26 protein-coding genes are annotated in these 25,703 nt (G+C 37.1%); 9 read left to right on the top strand and 17 right to left on the bottom strand.

The genetic code is table 11. The features are described from left to right. Positions 1 to 27: 27 nt before the first annotated feature. The 7 genes from ES948_RS06855 to metK all read right to left on the bottom strand — a co-directional run bounded on the left by ES948_RS06855 (position 28) and on the right by metK (position 4,839). On the bottom strand, positions 28 to 1,026 hold the full coding sequence (locus ES948_RS06855; protein WP_152184211.1) for a beta-ketoacyl-ACP synthase III: 999 nt from the start codon (positions 1,024 to 1,026) through the stop codon (positions 28 to 30). Between the two features lies 1 nt (position 1,027). Beyond that, on the bottom strand, positions 1,028 to 2,023 hold the full coding sequence (plsX, locus tag ES948_RS06860; protein WP_152184212.1) for a phosphate acyltransferase PlsX: 996 nt from the start codon (positions 2,021 to 2,023) through the stop codon (positions 1,028 to 1,030). A 4-nt stretch (positions 2,024 to 2,027) separates the two neighbouring features. Then, entirely contained in the window at positions 2,028 to 2,177 is a 150-nt protein-coding gene (gene rpmF, locus ES948_RS06865) for a 50S ribosomal protein L32 (protein ID WP_013326319.1), read from the bottom strand. Positions 2,178 to 2,336: 159 nt separating this feature from the next. Then, on the bottom strand, positions 2,337 to 2,699 hold the full coding sequence (locus ES948_RS06870; RefSeq protein WP_246153836.1) for a DUF177 domain-containing protein: 363 nt from the start codon (positions 2,697 to 2,699) through the stop codon (positions 2,337 to 2,339). A gap of 19 nt (positions 2,700 to 2,718) precedes the next feature. Next, the gene (ndk, locus tag ES948_RS06875; RefSeq protein ID WP_152184214.1) at positions 2,719 to 3,132 is read right to left on the bottom strand and encodes a nucleoside-diphosphate kinase; all 414 of its coding nucleotides are present in this window, start codon (positions 3,130 to 3,132) and stop codon (positions 2,719 to 2,721) included. A gap of 149 nt (positions 3,133 to 3,281) precedes the next feature. Then, positions 3,282 to 3,566 carry a 4Fe-4S dicluster domain-containing protein gene (locus ES948_RS06880; protein ID WP_152184215.1) on the bottom strand — a complete coding sequence of 95 codons (285 nt, stop codon included), beginning with the start codon at positions 3,564 to 3,566 and terminating at the stop codon, positions 3,282 to 3,284. Positions 3,567 to 3,681: 115 nt separating this feature from the next. Next, entirely contained in the window at positions 3,682 to 4,839 is a 1,158-nt protein-coding gene (metK, locus tag ES948_RS06885; protein WP_152184216.1) for a methionine adenosyltransferase, read from the bottom strand. A gap of 170 nt (positions 4,840 to 5,009) precedes the next feature. Here metK and ES948_RS06890 point away from each other — a divergent pair, with 170 nt between their 5' ends. Beyond that, a complete protein-coding gene (locus tag ES948_RS06890; protein WP_152184217.1) occupies positions 5,010 to 5,606 on the top strand; it encodes a peroxiredoxin in 597 nt (198 codons plus the stop codon). Between the two features lie 194 nt (positions 5,607 to 5,800). Here ES948_RS06890 and ES948_RS06895 read toward each other — a convergent pair whose 3' ends face one another. The 3 genes from ES948_RS06895 to ES948_RS06905 form a co-directional block, all read right to left on the bottom strand. Then, complete coding sequence (locus ES948_RS06895) at positions 5,801 to 7,060, bottom strand: sensor domain-containing diguanylate cyclase (RefSeq protein ID WP_152184218.1); 1,260 nt, start codon at positions 7,058 to 7,060, stop codon at positions 5,801 to 5,803. Positions 7,061 to 7,125: 65 nt separating this feature from the next. Beyond that, complete coding sequence (locus ES948_RS06900; protein ID WP_246153837.1) at positions 7,126 to 8,010, bottom strand: DMT family transporter; 885 nt, start codon at positions 8,008 to 8,010, stop codon at positions 7,126 to 7,128. Next, positions 8,004 to 9,272 (bottom strand): ATP-dependent DNA helicase, encoded by a 1,269-nt coding sequence (locus tag ES948_RS06905; RefSeq protein ID WP_152184219.1) that lies wholly within the window; start codon positions 9,270 to 9,272, stop codon positions 8,004 to 8,006. Before ES948_RS06905 ends, ES948_RS06900 begins: the two co-directional genes overlap by 7 nt. Positions 9,273 to 9,339: 67 nt before the next feature. Here ES948_RS06905 and ES948_RS06910 point away from each other — a divergent pair, with 67 nt between their 5' ends. Continuing rightward, positions 9,340 to 10,593: a diguanylate cyclase gene (locus ES948_RS06910; RefSeq protein ID WP_152184220.1), complete on the top strand. Its 1,254-nt coding sequence runs from the start codon at positions 9,340 to 9,342 to the stop codon at positions 10,591 to 10,593. Here ES948_RS06910 and ES948_RS06915 read toward each other — a convergent pair. From ES948_RS06915 to ES948_RS06925, 3 genes are read right to left on the bottom strand one after another with little or no spacing between them, the layout of a single operon-like run. Further along, on the bottom strand, positions 10,590 to 11,723 hold the full coding sequence (locus ES948_RS06915) for a vWA domain-containing protein (protein WP_246153838.1): 1,134 nt from the start codon (positions 11,721 to 11,723) through the stop codon (positions 10,590 to 10,592). The two genes, ES948_RS06910 and ES948_RS06915, sit on opposite strands and share 4 nt — an antisense overlap. A gap of 3 nt (positions 11,724 to 11,726) precedes the next feature. Beyond that, positions 11,727 to 12,722 (bottom strand): AAA family ATPase, encoded by a 996-nt coding sequence (locus ES948_RS06920; RefSeq protein WP_152184222.1) that lies wholly within the window; start codon positions 12,720 to 12,722, stop codon positions 11,727 to 11,729. Beyond that, complete coding sequence (locus ES948_RS06925; RefSeq protein ID WP_152184223.1) at positions 12,719 to 13,963, bottom strand: hypothetical protein; 1,245 nt, start codon at positions 13,961 to 13,963, stop codon at positions 12,719 to 12,721. The genes ES948_RS06920 and ES948_RS06925 overlap by 4 nt, the downstream gene beginning before the upstream one ends. 126 nt (positions 13,964 to 14,089) lie before the next feature. Here ES948_RS06925 and nhaA point away from each other — a divergent pair, with 126 nt between their 5' ends. After that, the gene (gene nhaA, locus ES948_RS06930) at positions 14,090 to 15,430 is read left to right on the top strand and encodes a Na+/H+ antiporter NhaA (protein WP_152184224.1); all 1,341 of its coding nucleotides are present in this window, start codon (positions 14,090 to 14,092) and stop codon (positions 15,428 to 15,430) included. On the opposite strand, the gene ES948_RS06935 is transcribed toward nhaA, so the two are convergent. Beyond that, positions 15,417 to 16,445, bottom strand: coding sequence for a dipeptide epimerase (locus ES948_RS06935; protein ID WP_152184225.1), 1,029 nt, complete (start codon positions 16,443 to 16,445; stop codon positions 15,417 to 15,419). The genes nhaA and ES948_RS06935 overlap by 14 nt on opposite strands. Next, the gene (locus tag ES948_RS06940; RefSeq protein WP_246153839.1) at positions 16,442 to 16,822 is read right to left on the bottom strand and encodes a hypothetical protein; all 381 of its coding nucleotides are present in this window, start codon (positions 16,820 to 16,822) and stop codon (positions 16,442 to 16,444) included. Before ES948_RS06940 ends, ES948_RS06935 begins: the two co-directional genes overlap by 4 nt. A 126-nt stretch (positions 16,823 to 16,948) precedes the next feature. Between ES948_RS06940 and ES948_RS06945 the strand changes: the two genes are divergently transcribed. Then, a complete protein-coding gene (locus ES948_RS06945) occupies positions 16,949 to 18,556 on the top strand; it encodes a GGDEF domain-containing protein (protein ID WP_152184226.1) in 1,608 nt (535 codons plus the stop codon). Continuing rightward, on the top strand, positions 18,549 to 20,936 hold the full coding sequence (locus ES948_RS06950) for a sensor domain-containing protein (RefSeq protein ID WP_152184227.1): 2,388 nt from the start codon (positions 18,549 to 18,551) through the stop codon (positions 20,934 to 20,936). The genes ES948_RS06945 and ES948_RS06950 overlap by 8 nt, the downstream gene beginning before the upstream one ends. Here the strand turns inward: ES948_RS06950 and ES948_RS06955 are convergent. Then, positions 20,926 to 22,050: a DUF819 family protein gene (locus tag ES948_RS06955; protein WP_152184228.1), complete on the bottom strand. Its 1,125-nt coding sequence runs from the start codon at positions 22,048 to 22,050 to the stop codon at positions 20,926 to 20,928. The two genes, ES948_RS06950 and ES948_RS06955, sit on opposite strands and share 11 nt — an antisense overlap. A 53-nt stretch (positions 22,051 to 22,103) precedes the next feature. Here ES948_RS06955 and ES948_RS06960 point away from each other — a divergent pair, with 53 nt between their 5' ends. After that, on the top strand, positions 22,104 to 23,402 hold the full coding sequence (locus tag ES948_RS06960) for a DUF4139 domain-containing protein (RefSeq protein WP_152184229.1): 1,299 nt from the start codon (positions 22,104 to 22,106) through the stop codon (positions 23,400 to 23,402). Next, positions 23,403 to 24,143, top strand: a complete 741-nt coding sequence (locus ES948_RS06965; RefSeq protein ID WP_152184230.1) for an exonuclease domain-containing protein — start codon at positions 23,403 to 23,405, stop codon at positions 24,141 to 24,143. It abuts the gene before it with no gap. Between the two features lie 179 nt (positions 24,144 to 24,322). Here ES948_RS06965 and ES948_RS06970 read toward each other — a convergent pair whose 3' ends face one another. After that, the gene (locus ES948_RS06970) at positions 24,323 to 24,589 is read right to left on the bottom strand and encodes a helix-turn-helix transcriptional regulator (RefSeq protein WP_152184231.1); all 267 of its coding nucleotides are present in this window, start codon (positions 24,587 to 24,589) and stop codon (positions 24,323 to 24,325) included. A gap of 105 nt (positions 24,590 to 24,694) precedes the next feature. Between ES948_RS06970 and ES948_RS06975 the strand changes: the two genes are divergently transcribed. Continuing rightward, positions 24,695 to 25,273, top strand: a complete 579-nt coding sequence (locus ES948_RS06975) for a hypothetical protein (RefSeq protein ID WP_152184232.1) — start codon at positions 24,695 to 24,697, stop codon at positions 25,271 to 25,273. Continuing rightward, on the top strand, positions 25,263 to 25,703 hold a 441-nt coding region (locus ES948_RS06980; protein ID WP_152184233.1), incomplete at its 3' end, for a DUF2846 domain-containing protein. The genes ES948_RS06975 and ES948_RS06980, both read left to right, overlap by 11 nt.

The following is a 25,703-nucleotide window of genomic DNA, read 5'->3' on the forward strand; positions in this document are numbered from 1 at the left end:
ATCCAACGCAGAAATTGGATAAAAATGTTACTTCAGTGGTGAAAATGGGACGAGAGCTGAACCCCACGTTAAACCACCACCAAAAGCATCAAGAAGCATCATCTCACCTGCTTTAAGTTCACCTGCTTCATACAAATCATTAATGGCCATAGGAATCGAAGCACCTGATGTATTTCCATATTTTGCAACAGTAAGTACAACCTGCTCTTCTCTCATTTTCAGTGCATCACCAACAGCTTTAATAATACGGTAGTTTGCCTGATGCGGAATGAAGTGTTTGATATCTTCACTTTTGATGTTGTTCTCTGCCAAAATCTCTTTGACATCATTTGTAAGAGTACGTACAGCAACTTTAAAAGTCTCATTCCCTTTCATCTGCATATAGCATCCTGCAGTTTCTTTGTCCAATGCATCATGAGCAGAACCGCTTCCACCATTTGGTGTCATCAGCAGGTCTGCATACTCACCGTCTGCACTGGTATGGACATCAGTGATACCCTCTTCTTTTTTATCTGTTGCAGAGATAACCGCTGCACCCGCACCATCACCAAAAAGAATACAAGTACCACGGTCACTGTAATCCGTAATAGCAGAGAGTTTTTCAGCTCCTACTATAAGAACATTTTTCTTCATTCCAGACTCTACAAACGCTTTGGCAATAGAGAGTGCATAGACAAAACCTGTACATGCTGCAGAGATATCAAAAGCAGTTGCATTCTTTATGCCTAACTTTGTAGAGATGATTGTAGCCGTTGATGGCATACAAAAATAATCCGGAGAGATTGTTGCGCAAACAATCATATCAATCTCTTCTAATGCAATACCACTTCTCTCTATCGCTTGAGAAGCCGCTTTTACACCAAGATCAGATGTAAATTCATCTTCAGCTGCAATGTGTCGCTCTTTAATACCAGTTCGTTTTGTAATCCACTCATCTGAAGTATCAACCATCTCAGAAAGTTCTTCATTTGTTAAGATTTTTTGAGGAACATAAGCACCTATTGAACGAAATGCAGCATATGGCATACTAATCCTTTTGTTTTAGCTCAGCTAATCTGTTTATGATGTGCTCATTTACACCAGTATCAACATAGGCGATTGCTTGAAAAATAGCATTTTTAATCGCTTTTGCATTACTTTTTCCATGAGAAACAATTGCACACCCTTTAATTCCGATAAGTGGAGCACCACCTACTTCAGCATAATCTATCTCTTTTTTGAGCAGTTTGAAGACTTTACGCATCAAAAGTGCACCCGTAATACGAATCGGTGATTTTTTGATATAGTCTTTAATGAGGATTGAAATAGTAGAAGCAACACCTTCACTTGTTTTAAGCACCAAGTTTCCGATAAAGCCGTCACAAGTGATAACATCACAGCTTCCGTTAAAGATATCTCCACCTTCAACATTCCCTTTAAAGCCACGATAACCTTGTAAAAGTTTAAATGCCGCTTTTGTGACCTCGTTTCCTTTAGAGTCCTCTTCACCATTTGCCAAAAGACCGATAGATGGTTCTGCAACACCTAAAACATCTTCAGCATAACAGCCACCCATAACGGCAAATTCTGCCAAATGCTCTGGTTTTGAGTCGACATTTGCACCTACATCAAGAACAACAGAACGGCGTCCTGTTTTTGTCGGCATAAGTGTTACAAGCGCAGGACGAGAAACACCTTTAAGGCGTCCTAAACGAAGTGTAGCAAGTGTCATTGTCGCACCACTGTGCCCAGCACTCACAACTCCATCAGCTTCACCGTTTTTTACAAGTTCAACTGCTTTAAAAATTGTACTCTCTTTACGCTTTACTGCATCCGTAGCAGCATCGCTCATTGCAATAACATCATCAGCTTCAACGATTAAAATCTTATCTCTATAACGTTTTGGTAACAGAGGTAAAATTTCTGATTCTTTTCCTACTAAAATAGGTGTGAAGTTTTTCTTTTTGAGTGCTTGAAGTGTTCCCTTGACAATTGGTTCGGGACCAAAGTCCCCACCCATTGCATCGATTGCAATTTTTACCATTTAATTATTTATACTCACCAGTAGTTGGGTTGATGTGGTGTGGTAATCTGTATGTTCCATCTTTATCTTTAACCGGACGAGCTAAAGAAATTTTGTAGTGTGTTCTACGTTTTGCTGAACGAGAGTGAGATACTCTTCTCTTAGGTACTGCCATATCTATTTCCTTTAATTTTATTTTATAAAATGAAAGGAATCCTTTCATCTTAATTTAAAACAGTGTCGGAAGTAATTCCGCCACTTACGCTAACGCTGGGTTTTCCTCAGCGGAAGGCTCACGCGACTAGTCGCTTTTCTTCATTAAAGATGAGTTTGATTAAAATTCAAACTCATCTTTATCTTCGCAACTATCACAGCGGTGATAATCACTTCGGATAAGCTCTATCTCTGAGTGTAATAACTCATCAATATTTGCAAATCCGTCAAAAGATTCAACAACATCAAGCTCGATACTGCCGTCATCTTCAAATAAACCATCACTGATAAAGAACTCTACATCTTCATCAACCGATAATTTAAAATCTTTTGCACAAATATCACAAGGCTTTTCAAGTGAGCCGCCCAGCTTTGCTTTGAGCAAAATCAATTTCCCACCATGATACTCCAAATAACCTTTAAAAGTTATTTCATCAGATTTCAAATCAAAATCTAACGGTGTCTTTGTTACTTTTCTAAGCATCACCTTCATTGGTAATTACTTAAGAGATTTCTCTCTCTGCGAAAAAGAATGCAATCTCAACAGCAGCGTTTTCTAAAGAGTCACTTCCATGAACTGCATTTGCATCTATATTTTCAGCGAAATCTGCACGGATAGTTCCAGCTTCTGCTTCTTTTGGATTTGTAGCACCCATTAAGTCACGGTTCTTTTGCATTGCATTTTCACCTTCTAAAACTGAAACAACAACAGGACCACTGATCATAAAATCAACAAGATCGTTGAAAAAAGGACGCTCTGCATGAACTGCATAGAATGCCTCTGCATCTGCGCGTGAAAGTTGAAGTTTTTTTGTAGCCGCAATTCTAAGACCATTGCTTTCAAAACGATCTAAAATTTTGCCTATAACACCTTTTGCAACTGCATCTGGCTTGATTATTGATAGTGTACGTTCCATCAAATCTCCTCTGAAAATATAAAATTAGAGTGGGATTATACCTAAAAAAACATCTTTTTTAGTTTAAAAAATAAAATTTTATGATTATTGAATAATTGAAGTGTAATTTTGAAGAAAAAAGGAGTGCTAAAAACACTCCTTTATAGAGACTATTCTACAACAGGCTCATGGTTTGAACGTTGCTCATCAGTGATGTCTTCACGATGCTCTGGAGATTCACCAATAGCATCCCATGTGATACAACCTTCTGTTGGACATGCTGTAGCACATGCTGGTTCATCATGATAACCAACACACTCTACACATTTGTCAGGGTAAACATAATAGATCTCTTCACCCGTTGGATTATCATCCTCATCTACGATTGCTTCTACAGGACACTCATCAATACAAGCGCCACAGTTAATACATGTATCATTAATAACTACTGCCATTATCTTCTCCTAATTTTTATTAAAAGTAACTATACAATGAAGAATTTTAAATGTAGCTAAAAATTCTCTATTAAGTGAGAAAATGTACACATTGTTACATTTCCCCCATCTAGATTTAAAGGCCTAAATAAGCCTTTATCTCGTCAGCTTTATCTGTCTTTTCCCAGGTAAAGCTATCTTCCGTACGACCAAAGTGACCATATGCTGCAGTTTTTCTATAGATAGGTTTTAAAAGGTCAAGTGACTTAATAATACCAGCCGGTGAAAGGTCAAAAATCTCTTTTATACAACTCTCTATCTTCTCTTCAGTAACTTTGCCTGTTCCATGCGTATCAACCATAATTGACACTGGCTGAACAACACCAATAGCGTAGGCTACTTGGATTGTTGCTCTGTCACATGCACCTGCAGCTACTAAGTTCTTAGCAACCCAACGTGCAGCATATGCAGCTGAACGGTCAACCTTGGTCGGATCTTTTCCAGAGAATGCTCCACCACCATGTGGGCAGCTTCCACCATACGTATCCACAATAATCTTACGACCTGTAAGACCGGCATCACCTTGCGGTCCACCGATTACAAATTTTCCTGTCGGATTGATATGAAACACTGTTTTCTCATGCATCATATCTGCAGGAATTACCTTGTTGATTACCTCAGCAATGACATCTTTATGAATCTGCTCTTGAGAAACATCCGGAGCATGCTGTGTTGAGATAACAACAGTCTCCACTGAAACTGGTTGCCCGTCAACATACTTTACACTGATCTGTGCTTTTCCGTCTGGACGAAGATATGGAATAGTTCCATCTTTTCTCACTTCTGCCAGACGTTGTGTAAGGCAATGTGCCAAATGAATCGGAAGCGGCATCAACACATCAGTCTCACGACATGCATAACCAAACATAAGTCCTTGATCACCTGCACCTGTTTGTCCACCAGCCTGATCAACACCTTGATTGATATCTGGTGATTGTTCACCTATACCATTAAGTACTGCAGCTGAACGGTAATCAAAACCATATGTTGCATCTGTATATCCAATCTCTTGGATAACTTGTCTTGCAATCTCTTGCATCGGGGCATACGCCGTAGTCTTCAGTTCGCCTGCAATTACACAAAAACCATTAGACACGAGAGTTTCACACGCTACTCTCGCATTTTTATCATTTTCAATAATATAATCCAGAATTGCATCACTGATCTGATCTGCCATCTTATCAGGATGCCCCTCTGTTACAGACTCTGAAGTAAAAATATACTCTTTCGTCATCGATTTTCCTTATTGAAATACAAAGTCTAGCTTCATAAATCGCTGCAATTATATCTAAAAATATAAAACTTTTCTTTAAGCTAAACAAGTTTTCTGATCTATTCAGAACTTTATTAATATATTTTGGATAAAATCCTATTCATTAAAAAAACAATACAAGGACATATAATATGTTAGTAACAAACCCAGCTCCGGATTTTACAGCTACTGCAGTTTTAGCAGATGGTTCAATCGTAGAAGATTTCAAATTAAGCGAAAACTATGGCGAGAAAGGTACAGTTGTATTCTTTTATCCACTAGACTTTACATTCGTTTGTCCATCAGAGATTATTGCATTTTCACACAGATATGAAGAGTTCCAAAAACGTGGTGTAAATGTTGTAGGTGTATCAGTAGATAGCCAATTCTCACACTTCGCATGGAGAGAGACTCCAGTTGAAAAAGGTGGTATCGGACGTATCAACTTCCCACTCGTAGCAGACCTTACTAAAAATATCGCTCGTGACTATGATGTACTTTTAAATGACGCAGTTGCACTTCGTGGTTCATTTTTAATCGATGATAAAGGAATCGTACGTCACGCGGTAATCAATGACTTACCACTTGGACGTAATGTTGATGAGATGTTAAGAATGATCGATGCACAACAATTTACTGATGAGTTTGGTGAAGTTTGTCCTGCTGGTTGGCAAAAAGGTGACGAAGGTATGAAAGCTGACGCTGAAGGTGTTGCAGAGTACCTTGCTAAACACGAATCAGAGTTATAAGAACTCTTTTAGGCAGAGATTATTCTCTGTCTAACTTATTTAAAGCCTTCTGGCTTGCAGCGTTTGAACGCTGATACTCTTTTTCTGAAAGTCTATTTTTTTCTGTACTACAAGCACTCATAAACAAAAACAGACTCACGAACAATAAAAATATTTTCATATTAATTCTCCATTTTTTATCAATTATACACTATTTAATTAAAAACGACTCTGTTTCTTCCAAGGTTTTTAGCAGCATAGAGGGCTATATCTGCTCGCTCTATACACTGCTCTTTTGTATCACCTTGTCGATACTCTGTCACACCTATACTAACAGTAATACAATAGAGTTCATCGAAAACTGAACCTGCAACAAGATCATTTAACTTTTGAGCGATACGCATAGCATCATGCTCATCAGTAGAGTCCAAAAGCAGTAGAAACTCTTCACCACCCCATCTTCCAAACTTATCGATACTTCTTATATTTTCTACAATTAACCTGCTAAAATCTTTTAAAATATTATCCCCTACATAATGTCCAAAGTTATCATTGATCTGTTTAAAATGGTCTATATCAAAGAGTAAAATCGAAAAAAAGTTTTTCCTATGTTCTGTTTTGGCGATAAAATCATCAAAATATTGATAGAGTTGATACCTGTTGGGGATTTGTGTAAGCGGGTCGATAGTTGCAAGTTTTTTGAACTTTTGTTCATTAAGTATTCTTTCAGTGATATCTCTTGCACTTACAGCAAAATAGGAGATATTTTCACCTCTTTCATCTTTTACCGGAGTAATCTTTGTATCGACATGTATCAGATTACCATTTTTCTTTTTATTTATAATTATCTGATGGTAGTTTTTCTCTCGTTGTACAGTATCCCACAACTCTTTATAAAAACTTTTCTCATGTTGCCCTGATGAAAAAATTCTGGGAGTCCCCCCTACGATCTCTTCTCTTGTATATCCGTAAATTTCTAAGAGAGCCCTGTTTACATACTCAATGGTCCCCTTGATATCTGTGATGAAAATAATATCATCACTTTGAGAGAGCGCCTGTATCAAAACTTTTATAATCTGATTTTTCTTTACAATATCAGTAATATCAATAATAATACCAATCCCCGCATACTTGCCTCTATAATGAATTGTTTCTGCGGAAACTTTCACATCAAGTGTTGTATTGTCTTTTTTGACAAGAAGTGCCTCATTATGGACAGAGGTAAATTCCTCACCTTGTAAACGTCTTTGGATGATTGTCTGAAAAGATTGTTTGTTACTCTCATCCACTAATTCCCATGGATGCATCTTTAGAAGCTCTTGGGTTGTATATCCAGTCATTTTAGCAAATGCTTCATTGACATAGACAAAATATTCAGTATAGATAAACATACCTACAAGTGAGTTTTCAGCAATTTTACGAAACTTTTCTTCGCTCTCTTCTACCAATTCTAAGCATGATTGGGTGTTTTTCACTGATTTTCTCCGGAATATTCTTCCTAAATAATAGCTTTTATTTGTTATATTTCAACTTAAAGTAACTATTTACGGCTGACCAGAATGCCTCCTACAACAATGAGCCCTATTCCTAAAAATGTCAACGAGTCTGGAAATTTATCTCCTAACAGATATCCAAACCCAATGGCAAAAGGAATATTTGTATAACTAATAACACCGACAACGCTCAAGTTTTTTGCCGAGTATGCTTTGGTTAACAGCCATTGCGAGAGTGTGGAGATAAGGGCCATCAAAGCAATCAGCAGCCAGACTTTCAAACTCATCGGTAAAATAAACTCCGGAAATAAAAAGCTTAAAAATTCTGGGGTATTTATGTGAGGTGCAAGCAAAAAGAGCAGTGCCGGCATTAAAGTTCCCACACCGACAAAAGAGAGAACAATAACACGTGAATCATAAATATCTTTGATCTTTTTTATCGTTGTGTAAGCTGCTGCAGCAAAAAATCCACCCAAAACACCCAAAATATGTGCTGATGAGAATTCCATACCAAATGGTTTTGCAATCAGCACAACACCTGTAAAACCGATAAAGAGTGCAATGGCAGTTTTTATACTTAAATGCTCACGCAACAGAAAAAAAGCCAAAATCGTTACAAAAAACGGAGAAGTTTTATTCAGCGTGATCGCTTCACCCAAAGGAATGACCGTAATGGTATAAAAGAAAAGTATCATCGCCATAAAACCAAAAAGACCACGTGTGAAAAGCAGATGAATCTTGCCTCCCGTAAGCTTTGGTGGTGTATGTTTCAAAGCGTAGAGAATAATAAAAACACCGATAAGATTACGAAAAAAAACGATCTCCAAGGCTGAAATATCTTCTGAAAGCATCTTTGTAAGAGCACCGTTAAGTGCAGAGATAAGAGCAGAGCCAAGCATAAAAAGTATGCCACTGTCACTTCTTTTTAGCATACTTTCTCTCCTCGTACAAACTCTATGGCACAACTGTTTACAAAGGCAAGCTCATACCACTGTCTACTAGGCGCAATAAGTGTCAAGTGTTTTGGATTTGATGCACGTGAGAGTGCAACATAGAACTGTGAAGGAGCAAATATTTCACGCGTATCGATTATCAAATCTGATATACTCATTCCTTGTGATTTATGAATGGTGATGGCAAAGGCAAGTTTTATGGGATACTGATAGATTGTAAAGAGTTCTTCTTCGAGTAGCTCTTTTTTTCCATTGCATATTTTTTCCGTCCACATTGTTTTGCTTTGTCCTACTGCCTCTAACTTTACAACTTTGCCGTCACTCTTTTGTACATAGACATAAGAAGCATCAACATTGATAACTACACCCCGCTCTCCGTTAAAATAGTTCCATGCATTACGGGTAAAAAGCACAGGTGCTCCGATTTTAAGCTCTAACGCTTTTTCAATCCTAGCATCATCCAAAAACCGTTCTATCTCTTTGTCGTTCACACTCTTTTTATGCTTGACAATATGTGCTTCTTTGACAAAAAGTTCCTCTGCAATATGTTCAAGCTGCTTTTTATTATGCTCTGAAGCAGAAATATTTTTACCAAACAAAAAAGTAAATTGACTCAGATCATTTGGCAAAGGTTTTATAAAAGCATTGAGTGCATTATGCACCGCTTCATCGATAAGACCAAAACGGACATGATGCAAAAGATCTATGAAATCTTTATCATCCGTACGATAGATATGTGTGAGTTCTATCGTCTCAAAAGCAAAGTTTTTCCATGACGGCGATTCAAAGGCATAATGTACTTCACCATAACCACGTACCACGGGCGGCAACTGTAAAAAATCACCCACAACCAGTAGTGACCCTTGAAACTCACCCTGTTTTAGACGCAGTTCTATCATCTCAAAGAGCTTGTCACTCACCATAGATATCTCATCGATGACAATCAAATCCATACTGTGTATGAGTTTTTTAATTTTCTTCTTTATCTCAAACTTTCCATTTTTTTCTAACTCTTCAATATTAGAAGCTATCCCTAAGTCTAAAAAACTGTGCAGTGTCTGCCCGCCGATGAGTGTTGCTGCCATTCCGGTTGAAGCAAGCTTGACCACTTTTTTGGCCTCTGCTTCATAAGCTTCTATAATAGCACGGGTCGTAGTTGTTTTGCCAACTCCTGCGCCACCCGTTAAAAAGATATTGTGACAACTGCGTAGTTTTTCTAAAATAACATACATATAATTCATAAACGAATATTACTATAATTTTAGATGAATATCGCTATACTCCAAGTATATAATTTGGAGACAATAGATGAGTGACAGAATTTTAATCGTTGAAGACAACCAAACACTGGCAAAGCTGATATCTAAAAAAATTGAACACGCTTTAGAGATGGAGGTTGATGTTGCCTACTCTCTTGGTGAGGCAAAACTTTTTCTAGCACGTTATAAATACTTCATCACTCTGCTTGATATCAATCTTCCCGATGCTCCAAACGGTGAAATCGTTGATTATGTTTTGGCAAAAAAACACCGTGTTATCGTGCTCAGTGCAAACATAAATAAAGAGTTTCGTACAAAAATGCTCGCAAAAAATATTATTGACTATGTCAATAAAGATGGAGCAGAAGATATAAACTACATCATTCAAATCATTGAGCGTCTAAGAAAGAATCAAAACCATAAAGTCCTTGTTGTTGATGATTCTATGGTCTTTAGAAAACAGATGCAAAATATGCTTGAAAATATGTTCTTTGAAGTCGTTACTGTTGCTCACGGAGAAGAAGCACTGGGTATGCTTCAGGCAAAACCAGACATATCTTTAGTATTGACAGATTACAATATGCCTGTTATGAACGGTCTTGAACTTACCTTTGAAATTCGCCAGACTTACTCCAAAGACGAGCTCTGTATTCTTGCGCTCTCAGGAAATGAAGATACAGAAATCAGTGCTCTGTTTTTAAAACACGGTGCAAATGACTACATCAAAAAGCCTTTTTCCAAAGAGGAGTTTTCAGTTCGGATAAATAACTCTATTGAGGCTTTGGAAAATATCCAGATGATTACGAACTATGCCAACCGTGACTATCTGACAGGACTTTACAATCGCAGATATTTCTTTCATGAGATGCATGCGTATGTTGATGATGTCAAAGAGAGTGGTGAAAAATTTGCAGTAGCTGTGATCGATATCGATCACTTTAAAAATATCAATGACACCTATGGGCATGAGGTAGGAGATAGGGTTATTGTCACTCTTGCAGATATCTTGCGAAGTTCTACGAGTCCAAGAGATGTTGTTGCACGTTTTGGCGGAGAAGAGTTTTGTATTGTACTCAAAAACATCAACAGATTCAGTGCCTTTGATATTTTAGAGCGAATCCGGAGAGAGGTTGAAACATACACATTTGCCGTGGAAAAAGAGACACATATCAACTTTACTATATCCATCGGTGCAGTTGTTCATCACAATGATAACAATCTGGAAGAGACACTCAATGAAGCAGATTTGATGCTTTATAAAGCAAAAAACAGTGGACGTAATCAGGTTGTTTTTGAAGCCTAGTCCTCTAGTACTATAAGTTCACCAAAAGGAGTTTCTCTTTCCTTTGACGTTATCCATTTTACACTGTAATTAGGTACTTCTTTTGGAAAGTTTCCCTCCAAATCAGTAAAATACAACAGTAACTTCAGATCATCAAAATTTGCTTCAACAAACTCAAACAGAGGACGAAAATCAGTTCCTCCTCCACCTTTTAACTGCACATCCAAAGCCTCTCCGCTATAGAAAATGTTGTGCGAGTGAATCGTGTCATCACAGACTATGATATCAATCACGTAGTTTTGTACCTGCTCCATAATAAAGCTCACTTCACTCAAAAAGAGATTGAGCAGTGCTTCATCTACTGAGGAGGAACTATCAATGGCAATAACAAGACGAAAGGTCTGTGAAGTGTTTGAAGGAAGATATATTCCCTTATAAAGCAGTTTTTTCGAAGGTGGCATCACAACATAGTCATCCCGGAAGTATCTGTCAATCGCTTCACGTAGCACCTCTCGCCAATCCACTTTTGAAAATGCACCCAGATCAAAGAAACGCTCAATTGCCTCAGGAGCTTCGCCCATTTTGATTTTTGACTCTAAAAGAGAGATGGCCTCCTCTGCCAAAAGCTGCTCACTCAAGATCTCCTCTTCTAACTGCTCTTGTGTGCGTTCCTGACTCTTATTTTGTTCATCTTTTCTCTCAATATCATCAGCATCATCTGCTTCATACTCCAGATTCTCATCCTCACGCAGGATGTCATCTTTGAGCTGGGCATAGATCTCTTCAGCATACATTCCGGCAAAACGTTTTCGATACTGTGCACCATAGGGCATATCAAGTCCATTTTGCAAAAGCATATCATTGATGGCAATATCCGTTGCCATTTGCCAGAGCCAGCCACTGCGATTGTTTTTACGCATATCATGGGCCAGTACAGAGTGCATCGCTCCGTTTGCCAGAATAAACTCTACCTCAGAGAGCTCAAGCTCACGCAGATACTCCTCACGATACTCCAGCTTCACCCCACTGCTTTTAAAACTCTCAATATCATCATTGACCACAAGTTCAAGTCTTGATGCAAGTGTCCCAAAATAAGGGTAGTCTACTAAAAGCTTCGCCTTTGCCTGAGAGATTTTATCTGTAGTGTTCATCATTTATGCCAATAGGTACGCGAACTTCTTTACCCATGCTTTAAAGTTTTGTGAATGCTCCATCGTCACACCATTTTTTTGTAGATCTTGCACAATTAAAACGGCAAACTCACTCTTGAGATCGAGTGTATACTCTAAAATATGCTCCAGTGCTGTATCTGATGGATCTTGTAGATATCTGCTAACTATCCCTGAAGAGAGTGCATATAAAACATCAATTTCTTCCGGGTACTCCTCTGATTTTCCCAGCATAATCATCGTAATATCCGGTAGCTTGTCCATCACCTTAACAAAGGAGAGAAAACTTACAGCAACCTCACGTCCAACTGCACCACTCAGTACATCAAGCAACAACTCTTTTTCTACATTTGCTTGAAGAATATTATGCACATACTCCCAAGACCTTGGTGTTGCAAAGCTCTTTGCTTGAACCTTTGCATCAAAGGTAAAAAGGTGCTCATTTTTATAAGATATATAAGCGATGATACGACTATCAATACTCTTTTTATAAGCCCACTCTCGCCAATCATCCACGCTTACATCAAGCTCAAAGTGAACAAATCTGTTTGCAAGCGGGGCGGGCATTCTGTATGTCACACCTCTGTCACCATCACGGTTTCCAGCTGCTACTATCGCCCAGCCCTCAGGTAAAACATACTCGCCAATACGTCTATCGAGAATGAGCTGATAAGCAGAGGACTGTACAGCAGGTGCAGCGGAGTTGAGCTCATCTAAGAACAAAATGCCTTCACCCTCACGTGGCAAAAATGCAGGTGGTGCCCAGAGTGCACTGTGGGACTCTTTATCATAAAAAGGAATGCCTTTGAGGTCTGTCGGGTCCATTAAGGCTAAACGCAAGTCGATAAAATCAACTCCTTTTTCTTTGGCTATCTGCTTGACAATGGAAGATTTTCCAATACCCGGTGCACCCCAGAGAAATGTTGGTACCTTTTTGCTAACCAAAGCATTCAAACTCTTTGTAACTTCACTTGCTCTCATACTAACCATCCTATATTTTGGCTTTGAATATGTTTTGTAAAGGCCGCATTGGTCTTGACCGCTCGCTCAAACCTGCTGTCAAGCTGCAACTGATACAAAATATCTACCGGTGTCGCTTCATTTCTTGCAAGGGCTTCTAAAACGACCCCCTCAGCACTGTCAAAAAGTGCTGTTGCCAAATCTTCTGGAAGTGATGGATTTTTGGCAAGCGATAGATGATTTTGACTCTTTGTATATGCCTCACGCAGATACTTTTCATCTATATTTGGATTTTCTAAAAGCAGTTGCGTGAGCTTACTCTCATCATATTGCATTAGCTTCTCAATACTCTCTTGCGTTAATGCTGCATTTTGAGCGAGTTCATTCATTACAGTACTATCTGCTAAAGCCAATAATGCTCTTTGCATCCTTTCATCAAGTGATTCGTTCTGTGCCAACTCTTTTGTAAATACTTTAAAAAGCTCGAAACTCTCCTCTGTGAGCTTTACTTTTTGTGCCAAAATTTTTGCATAAAGCTCTTCTTGTGCCAACTCTTTTATGATACTCATATCCAAAGCACTGTTTGTACACATTGCTTCTAAAACATGCTTCTCTCCCTTACGCAGGAGCCGTTTTAAAACTTTTTTTGGTGTTTGAGGATGGCGTGCAAGTAAGATGGAGAGTTTAAAATGAAATTTCAAAGGTTCTAAGTTACTGATAGCTTCCAAAAGTTCAGGATTTTGTGTTTGAGAAACAAGATGAATCACTCCTGTTGTTGCATACTGCACATTATGATTGCGCTCAATATTTTCATAAAATCTTCCAATAAGTGCTGCTGTTACATCACGGTTATCATCATTTTCAAAAAAATCCTCTCCACTCCATTTGTACATCTGCAGTAGTTTGAAAAAGAGTGCATTGCTCACACAGGAGTTCTGCAAAAAGCTTTTGAGGCGCTCTTTGTCATTGGAGAGTTTGAGACTCATCAGCAGAACATCATCATCTATCTCTTGTGCCAAAGTTTTTTCAAAATCATCAATAGTTAAAAAAGTATATCCACCTTTTTCATAGAGTTCATCGCTGAGATTTTGCTCATACGGCGTCATCATTCGCCCCTCTAGAACATAGATGACTCTATCATCTAACTCTTTTGTCGTACTTATATTGTGTGCTTCTATCTGTGCGGCAAACTCTTCCTCACTAAAAGCCCTTGGTTTTCCTAAAAAAAGAATAGTCTGGTTGTTAAGTGGTGCTAAATTCATAAAAGAGATTATACTCAATTTTCAAAACTTCTAAGATTAAGGATTTCAAAAACTGAACTGCTCTCAGTTTTCTTTCTCTTTAGATATGTTAGTATATTCACCTCAAAAAAAGGGAGACAAAGTTTCATGATACTCTATGCACCTTGGGAGAGAGCTTTTAAAAAAGTATATACTCCTTTTGAACACTTTTTACATGCCCAAACAACGACAGGTCTCATTTTAATGGGTATGACCATTGTTGCTCTTGTTGTTGCAAATTCACCCCTCTATGAAGCATATCAACATTTTATTCATCTTCTCATCAAGTTTGATTTTGGTTCATTGCAGATAAAAAACTCTCTGCATCACTGGATAAACGATGGACTGATGGCAATATTTTTCTTTATGATAGGGCTTGAGATCAAACGTGAAATTTTAGTCGGAGAGCTCTCAAACATCAAAGTTGCCATTTTACCTATTCTTGCTGCCATTGGTGGTATGCTTGTGCCTGCTCTTATCTATTTAGGCATTAATACAGGAGGTATTGGGGTAAACGGTTGGGGAATTCCGATGGCAACGGATATCGCTTTTGCCATCTCAGCTCTTGTCTTACTTGGTAATCGCGTCTCACCTGCTCTTGTGACATTTTTAGTAGCACTTGCCATTGTAGATGACCTTGGTGCAGTTTTGGTCATTGCTCTCTTTTATACCGCAGAGATACAGTTGAATTTTCTACTGCTAGCAGGCGGAATGTTTTTTATTATGGTAAGTTTTAACCGTTTTGGTATCCATGCAACACTGCCTTACTTTATCGTAGGTCTGTTTATGTGGTTCTTTATGCTTGAATCCGGTGTTCATGCGACTATTGCCGGAGTGATTGCCGCGTTTGCCATCCCTTCAAAACCAAAAATTCCACCGATAGACTTCACACAACATACAAAAAATCTGCTTGATGAGTATGACAGCTACCCAGTGGCTACAGACCATACAATGCATGAGAAACAAAAAGCACTCCTGCAAAACATCAAAGATCGCATCGATGCTGTCGGCTCTCCTGCTACAAGACTTGAACAATCTTTGCATCTTCCTGTAAGTTTAATTGTCATTCCTCTCTTTGCTTTGGCAAATGCAGGTATTCGTATCAACTTCAGTTCTATCAATGATGTCATATTTGAGCCTGTCTCACTCGGCATCATTTTTGGTCTGATTGGCGGTAAAATTATCGGCATTGCGGGGGTTGCCTTTGTCGCCATAAAAAGCGGTATCGCAAAACTGCCACAAAACAGCTCCATAAGCCAGATATTTGGTGTAGCAGCACTTGGCGGTATCGGTTTTACGATGAGTATCTTTGTGGCTGACCTTGCATTTATAAATGCTCCTGCACTTATCTTTCAAGCAAAGATAGGCATCTTGACTGCATCACTGCTTGCCGGTGCACTTGGCTATATATGGCTGCGTTTTATTGCAAAGCCCGCTACTGCTCTTTAAAAGAGATAACAGCCTCATTATAGATAAAATCCAACTCACTTGGCAGCTTCTCATAAAGCAGCGGTGAGTCGAGGTCGACAAACTGCACTACATCACGGTACGCAAAAGCAAGATAGAGTGTGATATTTATAGAGTATGGTCCTTCTATCATAGACCCAAGCATACAACCTACACCCTTTGCTCTGGCATACTCTAAAATCTCTACTGCTTTTGTAACACCTCCGCACTTCATCAGCTTGATATTTATCATATCTGCAACTCTGTTTTGTATGACATACTCTGCATCTTCAAGTGTAAAGAGTGCCTCATCAGCAAGAATGGGTACTTTTGACATTTTCGTTATTCTCTGTAATGCCCCTAGCTCTTTTGCAGCTACAGGCTGTTCTAAAAGCTCCAGCTTACAATCTTCAGTCGCTTTGAGGTAGTGCAGTGTCTGGGCTTCACTCCAAGCCTGGTTTGCATCGATAAGCAGCTTTGCGTGAGGAAGCTCAGCACTTAAAACTCTTGTCACTTCTGTTGCGTGAGCGATATTACTTCCAAGTTTTATCTTTAAAATATCCATCCCCTCACGCAGCGCCTCTTTTGCATCTAAGAGCATCTGCTCTTTTGTGCCCAAACTGATGGTGACATCTGTTTTTATCGAGCTTATATCTTGCATGTCAAAATAGTCACGCAGTGAGAACTTTTTCTCTTTTGCATAAAGTGATATAAAAGCAATATCAAGAGCTGCTTTGGCACTTGAACCTATCTTTTGTAGATGGAGGAGTCGCATGGCTTCATCAATACTATATCCGTAAAAAAGCTCTTTTACAGTGTTGATATCCTTTTCTATACTTACAAGTGTCTCACCGGTAATGGCTTTGGTAGCAGGTGCTTCACCATAAGCAAAACACCCATCCTCACAGCAGACTTTCACGCGAATAAACTCTGCAAAATGCACCTCACGCAAAGCGGTTATAAAAGGGACTTTTAACTTTATCCTCTCCTGCGTGAGGCTGATATCTGTTATCTTCATGTTAAAGCCATATAGATAAAAAATGGATAAAGAAAAACTCCTATGTAAGGCAAATACGGACCTATGGGAGTAAAGAGTGAAAGCTGCATCTGCTCATCCAAATCTCTGTCAATAAAGACCTTTTTAATCAAAACCATCTTTGTTAAAATATCAGCTGACTTTAACAGAAGCAGCGCAATAGCATAACCATTATAGTTTGTCTCAAAAGCAAACCAGATAGCAAAATAAAAGGTCGGATGCATAATCAAAAACAAAAAGATGCTTTTATGATACTGCTCATACATTCTAGCAAGCATTCCCATAATCGTCTGTGCCTTTTGCCACTGCACTTCATAAAGCTCTAAAACTATATATATAGCAATATATACTGAAAACACTCTTTGAACTCCTTTGTCACTCTTACAAAGATTTTCAAAAGTATAGCAGAACTTCTGCTTTGTGATATAATTGTGATACAATAAGTCTTATAATTTTAATCCTATAAAAAGGTGTACAGAAATTCTATGCAAACATTATATGCTATCGGAGACTGGATTACCCAAGACAGTGAACGCATCATTACTCAATGGCTATACAATCCAAACATCAAAAAGATTTTCAAAAAATATAAAATAAGTCATCAAAAATTCTCCAAAAAGTTTGCTGTGGGAATCATTGCTCATTTGGTTGATGTTATACAAGAGAGAAAAAAAATGCAAGACTGCCCAAGTATGAATAAGTTTGTAGATTTTATGCTACAAAAGGAGATACGGGCAGACGAGATCTATTCTATATGCACAATATTACGAATCACTGTTTTTAATCATCTTTTAGACGCCCACCCTGAGATTAGACATGATTGTACATCCATACTTGCAATGTTAAAAATCTTTGATACAAATTTAGCAGGGGTTATAAAAAATTTTAGCAATGCCTCATATGAGCTTTATATAAACAAGCAAAAAGAGATAGATAATCTCAAGAACTTAGCATATAAAGACACACTAACAGGTCTGAATAATTTAAGACGATTTGAAGAGCTTATTGAACAAAAGCTTAAAAGTCTACCAAATAACAATATAAAAATTTTAATGCTTTCTCTTAAAGGCTTTAGTGAATACAGCAAACGGCACTCTCAACAAGAAAGTGACAATATCATACAAAATGTTGCACAGATAATACAACAAGAGTACCCTCTTGATTCAGCCCGTATTGGAAGTAGTCAGTTTGCTCTTTTAAGTGACACATTGAGCCTTGAAACATCCACAAAACTTATAGATAAAATAGATGCCACACTGACAGCAAACCCAGATACTCAACACATAAAGAGCAATGCTGCCCTTATTCTCTTGCACGATAAAGATTCTTCAGAAAGCATCATAGAACGTGGTGAAATCCTGCTAAATACTATTCAAAAATCTACACAAACAGCCATAATAGATGAGAAGATTTTTGATGAAAAAGAGGAAAAACGGCTAGAAGAACAAAATAGATTTTTATCACTTATGAAGCACTACAAAGAGGATAAAAAAACAATACCAGTAACAAGCTACTATATGGAGATACCTCTACAATCCTCTGCAAAGATTATAGATATTACAGAAAATAACATAACCATAAGTATAAGAAAAATATCGGCAATATCTCTACAACCAAATGACGGAATCTATATTACAATGCCAAAAAAACCAGATATAAAAGCATATGTAAAGTCTATCGACATAGAAAAAAATTATGTTATTTTAGAACAGTTTCAAGCGGTGGAGACTTCTCCCTTAGATCGAAGATATATACATGTGCAATTAAAAGATCCAATAGAGATTTTGATAAAATCACAAAAAACACAAATTCCTGAAATGCTCCATACAGTTTCCATAACTACTTTTGTAGTCTATGTACATCATCTCTATGATATCGATATTAATTCTGAGTTGACAATGCAGGTTCAGCTCCATGAAAAAGAAGAAGAATTTTTAGGCAAGGTAGATAAAATAATACCTATAGATAGCAAGTTTAAGCTTATTATTCATCTCAAGAAGACACCAGCTGTTCAAGAGTCTCTCGTGCCATTTATATCAAACAGGCAACTGCAAATCATTCAAAAATTACAGGAAAAAATTTCTTATGTATAAAATGTCAGCAACATTACTCTACCCAATAATAGCCATTTTACTTTTATGCATTTCCATGATTGGGTTCTTTAAGTATGCAGTCTCAGAAAGTCAAGAGGCAATCTTAGAAAGTTATATGCAAAAAGCAAAAGAAGAGTCTTATCTCCTTAAAACTCTTATAGAAGAGCTCTCATTAAATCAAAAGCAAACAGCTATACAAAAAGGACTCCTACAATTATCATCTCAGGCTAATACAAAGTATGTTCTGTTAGTAGCCCCTGATAAAACTATACTCTATGCAAGTGAACAAAAAACTATAAATAAAAAACTAAAAGAGATTTTTTCCCATAAAAGACTGCAACATTATGAAGATGAAATAAATACTATAAATGATTTACATATCCATATTTGGGGGAAAACCATAGATGCTACTATCAAAGTAGACCCTTTATACAACAGTTTACACAATAAACTAGAGTATGGCTATATCATAATGCTTTATGATTTAAATGATCTTATTGCAGAGAGAGAAAAAAATATTTTTCAAGAATTATTCTCTATTTTTATGCTTCTACTATTTATTATTATACTTTTATTCTATTTTTACTATAAAAATTTCTTACTAAAACTCTATAAAATTTATGATATTGCATCAGCCTTTACCAAGAAAAAAACTCCTAAAAATTCTATGTGCATTAATGATCTTATTGAAAAAATTGTGCAAATAACGCAAGAGTTTGAAGTCATGTCACGTGTTATAGAGTACAGTAGTGATGCCATACTGATTACAGATGAAAATAAAAATATTATTTTCATAAATCCTGCATTTGAAAATATCAGTAAATTTACAAAAGATGAAGTGATTGGAAAAAAGCCGGAAGATGTAATTAAATCGGATTTAATGAGTGATGACTATTATACAGATATGTGGTATAAACTTGCTACTTATGGAAAATTTCAAGGAAAAATCATCGACAGAAAACACGATGGCACAGATTATGTAGTATGGCAAAAAATTTGGGCATTAAAAGACCCACAAACAGATAAAATTACAAATTATGTTGCCTTAAGTCAAGATATTAGTGATTTGATAACGCAACAAAAAGAGATAGAACATCTTGCCTATTATGATGGTTTGACAGGGTTATCCAACAGAAGCTATTTTATAAATATTCTTAATAAATTCATCAAAAAAAGAAAAAAAGAAAAATTTGCCTTACTCTTTGTTGATATAGACAATTTCAAAGAAGTCAATGAGACTATAGGATACCATGCCGGAGATATTATTCTTCAGAATTTTTCCGAATATCTGCAATATAACCTACGAGATGAAGATATCATAGCCAGACTTGGAGGGGATGAGTTTGCTATACTGGCTTATAATATTACAAGACCAGAAGATGCTCTTGAAATAGGATGTAAAATTACTGATTTTTCAAGGAAAGAACTCATTATAGATAATCACACTATCAATATCAGTATAAGCGGTGGTATTGCGCTCTACCCAAATGATGGGAAAAACTCCAAAGAGCTTCTAGCAGCTGTCGATATCGCTCTCTCCCGTTCCAAACAAGAAGGAAAAAACAAATGTACAATCTTTCAAGTAGATATGCAAAAAGAGGCTGTTCAAAAAGTTCTTATGAAACATGAACTTAAATCTGCGATAAAAAACAATGAGTTTGAACTTTACTATCAACCAAAATTTACCGTAGATGGTACAAAAATAGATGGTTTTGAAGCACTCATTCGATGGAATCATCCTCAAAAAGGCTTTATACAACCTGGTAATTTTATCTCAATAGCTGAAGAAAGTGGTATCATCATAGATATAACAGCATGGATATTTAGAGAAATTAATAGAAGCTGTGAAGCATTCAGTAAAATTTCCAATAACTTTCGCATTGCTATCAATATATCCGCTAGACATTTTGAAGAAAACAATCTTATTCAACAAGTCCAAAATCACATTGACAAGAAGTGGGTAGAAGGCGGTTATATAGAATTTGAAATTACAGAAAGTGCTATCATGAAGAATATAAAAGATACAATCCAACAACTTGTTGCTATTAAAGCTATAGGTATCACAATATCTTTAGATGACTACGGTACAGGTCACTCTTCTCTAGCATATTTAAAAAATTTACCGATAGATAAAATAAAAATTGACAAATCTTTTATCGATGAAATATGCACAAATAAAAAAGATTATCTCATCGTAAAAGCAACAATAGAATTGGCTGAAAACTTAGGTATGCATACAATAATAGAAGGTGTTGAGGATAAGGAACAACTTCAACTGCTTCAGAAATTTGGAGCTACTTATATACAAGGGTATATCTATTCAAAACCACTTACACAACATGATGCTCTTGAGCTTTTACAGGCACACATTAATAATTAAGTATAATCTTCCCAACAAAAAGCCCACCAAAAGTACCGATAAGATAGCCCATAATCGCCATGAGCACTCCAACAGATACCAATTTTTTATCATAAGTTGCTGCTAAAATCGGAGCTGATGCCACGCCACCTATATTTGCCAATGAAGCAACAGAAATGCTAAAGAGGTCAAGTTTGAAAATCTTTGCTCCTGCTACCATGATGAGTGCATGCAATAGCAAAATCAAAAAACCTGCCAAAACATACATTCCAAGTCCGCTGAAACTCTCAATCACTGCACGTGAACCTATAAGAGCTATGAGAATGTAGAGCATTGTCGTGGCAACCTCATTGGAGCCATTTATCTCACGCAAGCGGGTAAAAGAGGCAGCTACCCCAAAGAGTGTGGCAAAAATAACCATACTTGTTGTAGTGTTTAAAATGACAAAATATTGCGCAAGCATTTGTGAAGTAAGAGAGACAAAAAGTGCTAAGGCGATGAGTAGCCAGTAACGTTTCGCACCCATAGAACAGGCACAGCCTATCTCACTCAAATATGCCAAACGCTCATGGCTTTTTGTAAAGCGATTAAAAACCTTTGCAAAAGGAACCAAAAAGAGCAGCAGCATCACCCAAAGTGTATAGTTTACACTGTCAACTACAAGCGCATAGGCAAAGGCATCTTCATTTACACCAAGAGCGCTCCCTACTGCTACCATATTTGCCGTTCCACCCATCCAGCTTCCAGCAAGTGCACCAAATGCACCTGCTATATCTTTGCCAAAATCAAAAATATTTGCTACAACTATAAAAGCAAAAGCGATGGAGAACACCGCTAGGACATAAGCTGTTATGAGGGACTTTCCAAGTTTTATAAAGTGTCTGAAATCAATTTCAAGCAACATTAAAAAGAGCATTGCAGGTAGAAGGTTTGTCTTTGTCAGCTTATAGATATGTGTGATGGCCTCATTATCGGCAAAAACATCAAAAGAGGCAAGGAACATTGCAAAAGCATAGATAAGAACAACTGCCGGAAGGTACTCAAAGATCTGCCATTTTGTCTTACTAGCGAGCAGATGAAAGAAGGTAACGATGAGTGCTAAGACAAAAAGATAGAGTAGCGGAGTAGTTATCAACGGTTACCTTCCATTTTTTTTATAAGTGTATCATATTTGCAAGGGAATTGACTATGAAAAGAATTTTTTTACTCTCAACATTTGTCCTCACGCAGACTATTTTTGCGACAACACTCACTATCTATAACTCAAACATTGCGCTTGTAAACGAATCTCAAGAGTTTGAAATCAGCAAGAGCGATGATACTTTTGTCTATAATAATATTCCAAATACACTGATAAGCAACTCTGTCAATCTTGACCTGCCACCATCACTCACACTCTACTCACAGGTACACAAAAGAAAGAACTTCACGCAACATGATTTGGCAAAAGCATTTGTAGGCAAAGATGTAGAGCTTTCCAACGCTTCACAAGCGAAACTTTTAAGTATCAGTGGCAATAATGCCATCGTTCAAAGCCCCCAAAAGAAACTCTTTATCACTAAAATCTCAGATATCATTTTTCCATACCTTCCTACGGATCTACAAGCAAGCAATACACTCAACTTTCAGATAAAAGCAAGAAAAAACATACAAACTTCGATAGATATCAGCTATCTTGCACAAAATATCTCTTTCTCAAGTGATTACATTTTAAAAATTAAAAAAAACAGAGCCAATCTTCAGGCATGGGTAGATATCATAAACAATTCAGGCAAAGATTTTAAAGATGCAACAGTTCATTTAATAGCCGGAGATATCAACAGAGCCTACAATCAAAGAGAAGCTGTTGCTTATAGAAGTATGGTCACAGCAGATAAGAGTGCTCTCACGCACAAGGCAGTTGCAGGATACCACAAGTATACGGTTCCTTTTAAGGTTGACCTTAACAGTTATGAGAAAAGGCGTGTCAAACTCTTCGAGTATAAAGATATCCCAATACAAAACAGTTATATTGCGAGAATGAACAACCCTCTTTATCTTATGGGTGAGCGTTCAAGCAGTGTAAATCGTGAACTTCAAATCAGTAATCTTGACAGAGAACTTCCATCAGGAGTTGTGCGTATCTATACAAAAGATGATGAAGAGCCTCTACTTTTAGGGGAAACGAATATTGCCAATACACCAAAAAAGAGTCCTATCATTCTCAAAGTCGGCAAAGATTTCGATACAAAAGTAACACAGAAGGTCATCTCACGCAAAGATACGAACCTACGCTTTAATGTTACCATAGCCTATACACTGACAAACCACTCTGATGAAGACAAGTTTATCACTGTAGAGATTCCATTTAACAAAAAGAGTGATTCAAAGGTCATTTCCAAAGAGAAATATAGTTTTACAAAGGGAAATCTGCTAACATTTCATCTACAGGTCAAAGCAAACTCCAAGCAGAGCTTTAGAGCAAAATTTATAACGAAAAGAAGATAGATGGCAAAGTACATAATTTTAGATACAGAGACAACAGGGACAGATGAGTCAGACAGGGTAATCCAGCTTGGGTACATGGTACTTGGTGGCAAAGAGGTAGAGGTACATAATGAGTTTTGTTCGGCTGATGTACCCATAAACTTTGCAGCGATGGAGGTTCATGGCATTACCCCTGAGATGATCGAGGGCAAACAAAAATGTGTTGAAATACCCGCATATAAACGTCTCTTAGAGCTCAATACTCCAGAGAACTATATGATAATCCATAACGCTCCGTTTGATTTGAAGATGCTTGAAAAAGAGGGTTTTGAGATTGTTATGAAAGTTATCGATACCCTGCGTGTTGCAAAGCATATCTTCGAAGATGAAGAGGCGCACCGCCTGCAGTATTTTCGCTATAAGATGGAACTTTACAAAGAGGAACAAAAAGAGGCAGATGCTCTTGGCATCGAAGTAAAAGCCCATGATGCCATCGGTGATGTACTGGTGCTCAAACTCTTTTTGACAAAACTACGCAAAGCTGTCAAGGAGAAATTTCCAGGAGAAAACCCTGTAGAGAAGATGGTTAACCTGACAAACACACCTATTTTGGTAAAGACATTTCGTTTTGGAAAATACAGAGGAAAGACTTTAGAAGAAGTAGCACGTGAAGATGCAGGATATCTACGATGGATGTTGGGAAATATGGAAAATCTTGATGATGATATGCGTTACTCCATTAACTACTATCTTGATAATTAAGTTCTAAAGTATTGAACCTATAGAGACAGAAATAAATCCCTTCTCCCAAAAGAGTTGTCAAATCAAAAATATATCAGGAATCTGGGATTCATCCCGGAAAAAATCTTTAACAACCAGCAAAAATATGGAACAAAATTTTGGCTTACTCTATCAACTACATTTAAAAAACTGCAATCTTTTTATAAATCATCTATAGGTTTAAAAAAATCACATATATCAACATTTAACAATATACTTAATTTCAATAAATGCTCTAAATTAAATCGCTTTCCATGCGCATAGTTTTCAGCATTTGCATAAAATCCTGAAGATTTCTGCCCTATAGACAAGGCTACTTCTAGCTGACTCATCCCTTTTTCTATTCTGATTCGTTTTACGTTTTTAGAAATAGTGCGGAAATATGCATCTATTTCACTTTTTGTAACAATATCAGGCAAATTTAGCATAGTATTCCTATAGGTAATTTTTCTATAAGAATACTTTTAGTATAGTGCTTTATCAATTACCTTTAGAAATCATTTCTATAGGTATAATTTACTAAAGGATGAAGAATGAAAAAAAGTTTATTGTTAGCAGGATTACTTCTTGCAGGATCAAGTGCAATGGCAGATATATATGTTGGTATTGATTATGGAGCAAACTCAAATGATACAACAGTAGAGGTTTTAGGGGTAAGTGTAGATGTTTCAAACAAATACAAAGATGCCACTATTAAAGTTGGTTCAGGTCAAGATGGTGATTGGAAAGGGCAATTAAGACTTTCGCGTATCTCTTACGATAAGGCAATATTTGACAGTTCGCATAAGACTTTAACAGAATTTGGTGGAGATGTTATTAAGGAATTTTCTTTAAACAGTATAAAAAATCTTTATCCTTATGTAAAAGTTGGTTTAGGTGTCGGTTCTATGAATGTTGATGGGTATTCAGACTCATCAATTACAGAGGTTTCATTTAATATAGGTATCGGTATATCATATAAAGCAGTGGAACATTTGTATATTATAGGTGGGGTTGATTATGTTGGTAGAAAATGGCAAGACGTACAATATACAGTTGGTTCCACAACTTATACAGTTTCAACAACTGACTCAGGAGCTCAACCTTATATAGGAATTAATTATGCTTTCTAAGCATAAATATTTATTACTATTGCCTTTCGCCTTATTTTTGATGGTCGGATGTAGTACTGTACCACTAGAACCAAAAGAGATGTCTGAAAATGCTAAAGCTTTTAACACTCCTCCTGAAGGAAAAGCAGGACTATATGTTTACAGAGACTCTTTTGTAGGACAAGCATTAAAAAAAGATATTTGGGTCGATAATAAATGTCTTGGTGAAACTGCTAACGGTATTTTCTTTTATCAGAGTGTTAAAGGAAATATGCCACATACTATTGCAACTGAATCTGAATTCTCTCCAAATAAACTTGTTGTTGATACCAAAGCAGGTAAAAACTATTTTGTACGACAATACATCAAAATGGGTGTTTTTGTTGGTGGTGCTGACTTAGAATTAGTTGATTGTAGATACGCATCAACTTGGCCACCCGTACGCATTAAC

Origin of the sequence: Sulfurimonas indica (assembly GCF_009192995.1) — a bacterium.
GTDB classification, from domain to species: Bacteria; Campylobacterota; Campylobacteria; order Campylobacterales; family Sulfurimonadaceae; genus Sulfurimonas; species Sulfurimonas indica.

Bases quoted from the DNA above. Each gene is read 5' to 3' on its own strand.
- ES948_RS06900 (WP_246153837.1), bottom strand. From the start codon at position 8,010: ATGCTAAAAAGAAGTGACAGTGGCATACTTTTTATGCTTGGCTCTGCT.
- ES948_RS06960 (WP_152184229.1), top strand. From the start codon at position 22,104: ATGAAAAGAATTTTTTTACTCTCAACATTTGTCCTCACGCAGACTATT.
- ES948_RS06975 (WP_152184232.1), top strand. From the start codon at position 24,695: ATGAAAAAAAGTTTATTGTTAGCAGGATTACTTCTTGCAGGATCAAGT.
- metK (WP_152184216.1), bottom strand. From the start codon at position 4,839: ATGACGAAAGAGTATATTTTTACTTCAGAGTCTGTAACAGAGGGGCAT.
- rpmF (WP_013326319.1), bottom strand. From the start codon at position 2,177: ATGGCAGTACCTAAGAGAAGAGTATCTCACTCTCGTTCAGCAAAACGT.
- ES948_RS06950 (WP_152184227.1), top strand. From the start codon at position 18,549: ATGTATAAAATGTCAGCAACATTACTCTACCCAATAATAGCCATTTTA.
- ES948_RS06925 (WP_152184223.1), bottom strand. From the start codon at position 13,963: ATGAATTTAGCACCACTTAACAACCAGACTATTCTTTTTTTAGGAAAA.
- ES948_RS06890 (WP_152184217.1), top strand. From the start codon at position 5,010: ATGTTAGTAACAAACCCAGCTCCGGATTTTACAGCTACTGCAGTTTTA.
- ES948_RS06870 (WP_246153836.1), bottom strand. From the start codon at position 2,699: ATGCTTAGAAAAGTAACAAAGACACCGTTAGATTTTGATTTGAAATCT.
- ndk (WP_152184214.1), bottom strand. From the start codon at position 3,132: ATGGAACGTACACTATCAATAATCAAGCCAGATGCAGTTGCAAAAGGT.
- ES948_RS06965 (WP_152184230.1), top strand. From the start codon at position 23,403: ATGGCAAAGTACATAATTTTAGATACAGAGACAACAGGGACAGATGAG.
- ES948_RS06905 (WP_152184219.1), bottom strand. From the start codon at position 9,272: ATGAATTATATGTATGTTATTTTAGAAAAACTACGCAGTTGTCACAAT.
- ES948_RS06915 (WP_246153838.1), bottom strand. From the start codon at position 11,723: ATGAACACTACAGATAAAATCTCTCAGGCAAAGGCGAAGCTTTTAGTA.
- ES948_RS06920 (WP_152184222.1), bottom strand. From the start codon at position 12,722: ATGAGAGCAAGTGAAGTTACAAAGAGTTTGAATGCTTTGGTTAGCAAA.
- ES948_RS06970 (WP_152184231.1), bottom strand. From the start codon at position 24,589: ATGCTAAATTTGCCTGATATTGTTACAAAAAGTGAAATAGATGCATAT.
- plsX (WP_152184212.1), bottom strand. From the start codon at position 2,023: ATGGTAAAAATTGCAATCGATGCAATGGGTGGGGACTTTGGTCCCGAA.
- ES948_RS06880 (WP_152184215.1), bottom strand. From the start codon at position 3,566: ATGGCAGTAGTTATTAATGATACATGTATTAACTGTGGCGCTTGTATT.
- ES948_RS06855 (WP_152184211.1), bottom strand. From the start codon at position 1,026: ATGCCATATGCTGCATTTCGTTCAATAGGTGCTTATGTTCCTCAAAAA.
- ES948_RS06945 (WP_152184226.1), top strand. From the start codon at position 16,949: ATGCAAACATTATATGCTATCGGAGACTGGATTACCCAAGACAGTGAA.
- ES948_RS06910 (WP_152184220.1), top strand. From the start codon at position 9,340: ATGAGTGACAGAATTTTAATCGTTGAAGACAACCAAACACTGGCAAAG.
- nhaA (WP_152184224.1), top strand. From the start codon at position 14,090: ATGATACTCTATGCACCTTGGGAGAGAGCTTTTAAAAAAGTATATACT.
- ES948_RS06935 (WP_152184225.1), bottom strand. From the start codon at position 16,445: ATGAAGATAACAGATATCAGCCTCACGCAGGAGAGGATAAAGTTAAAA.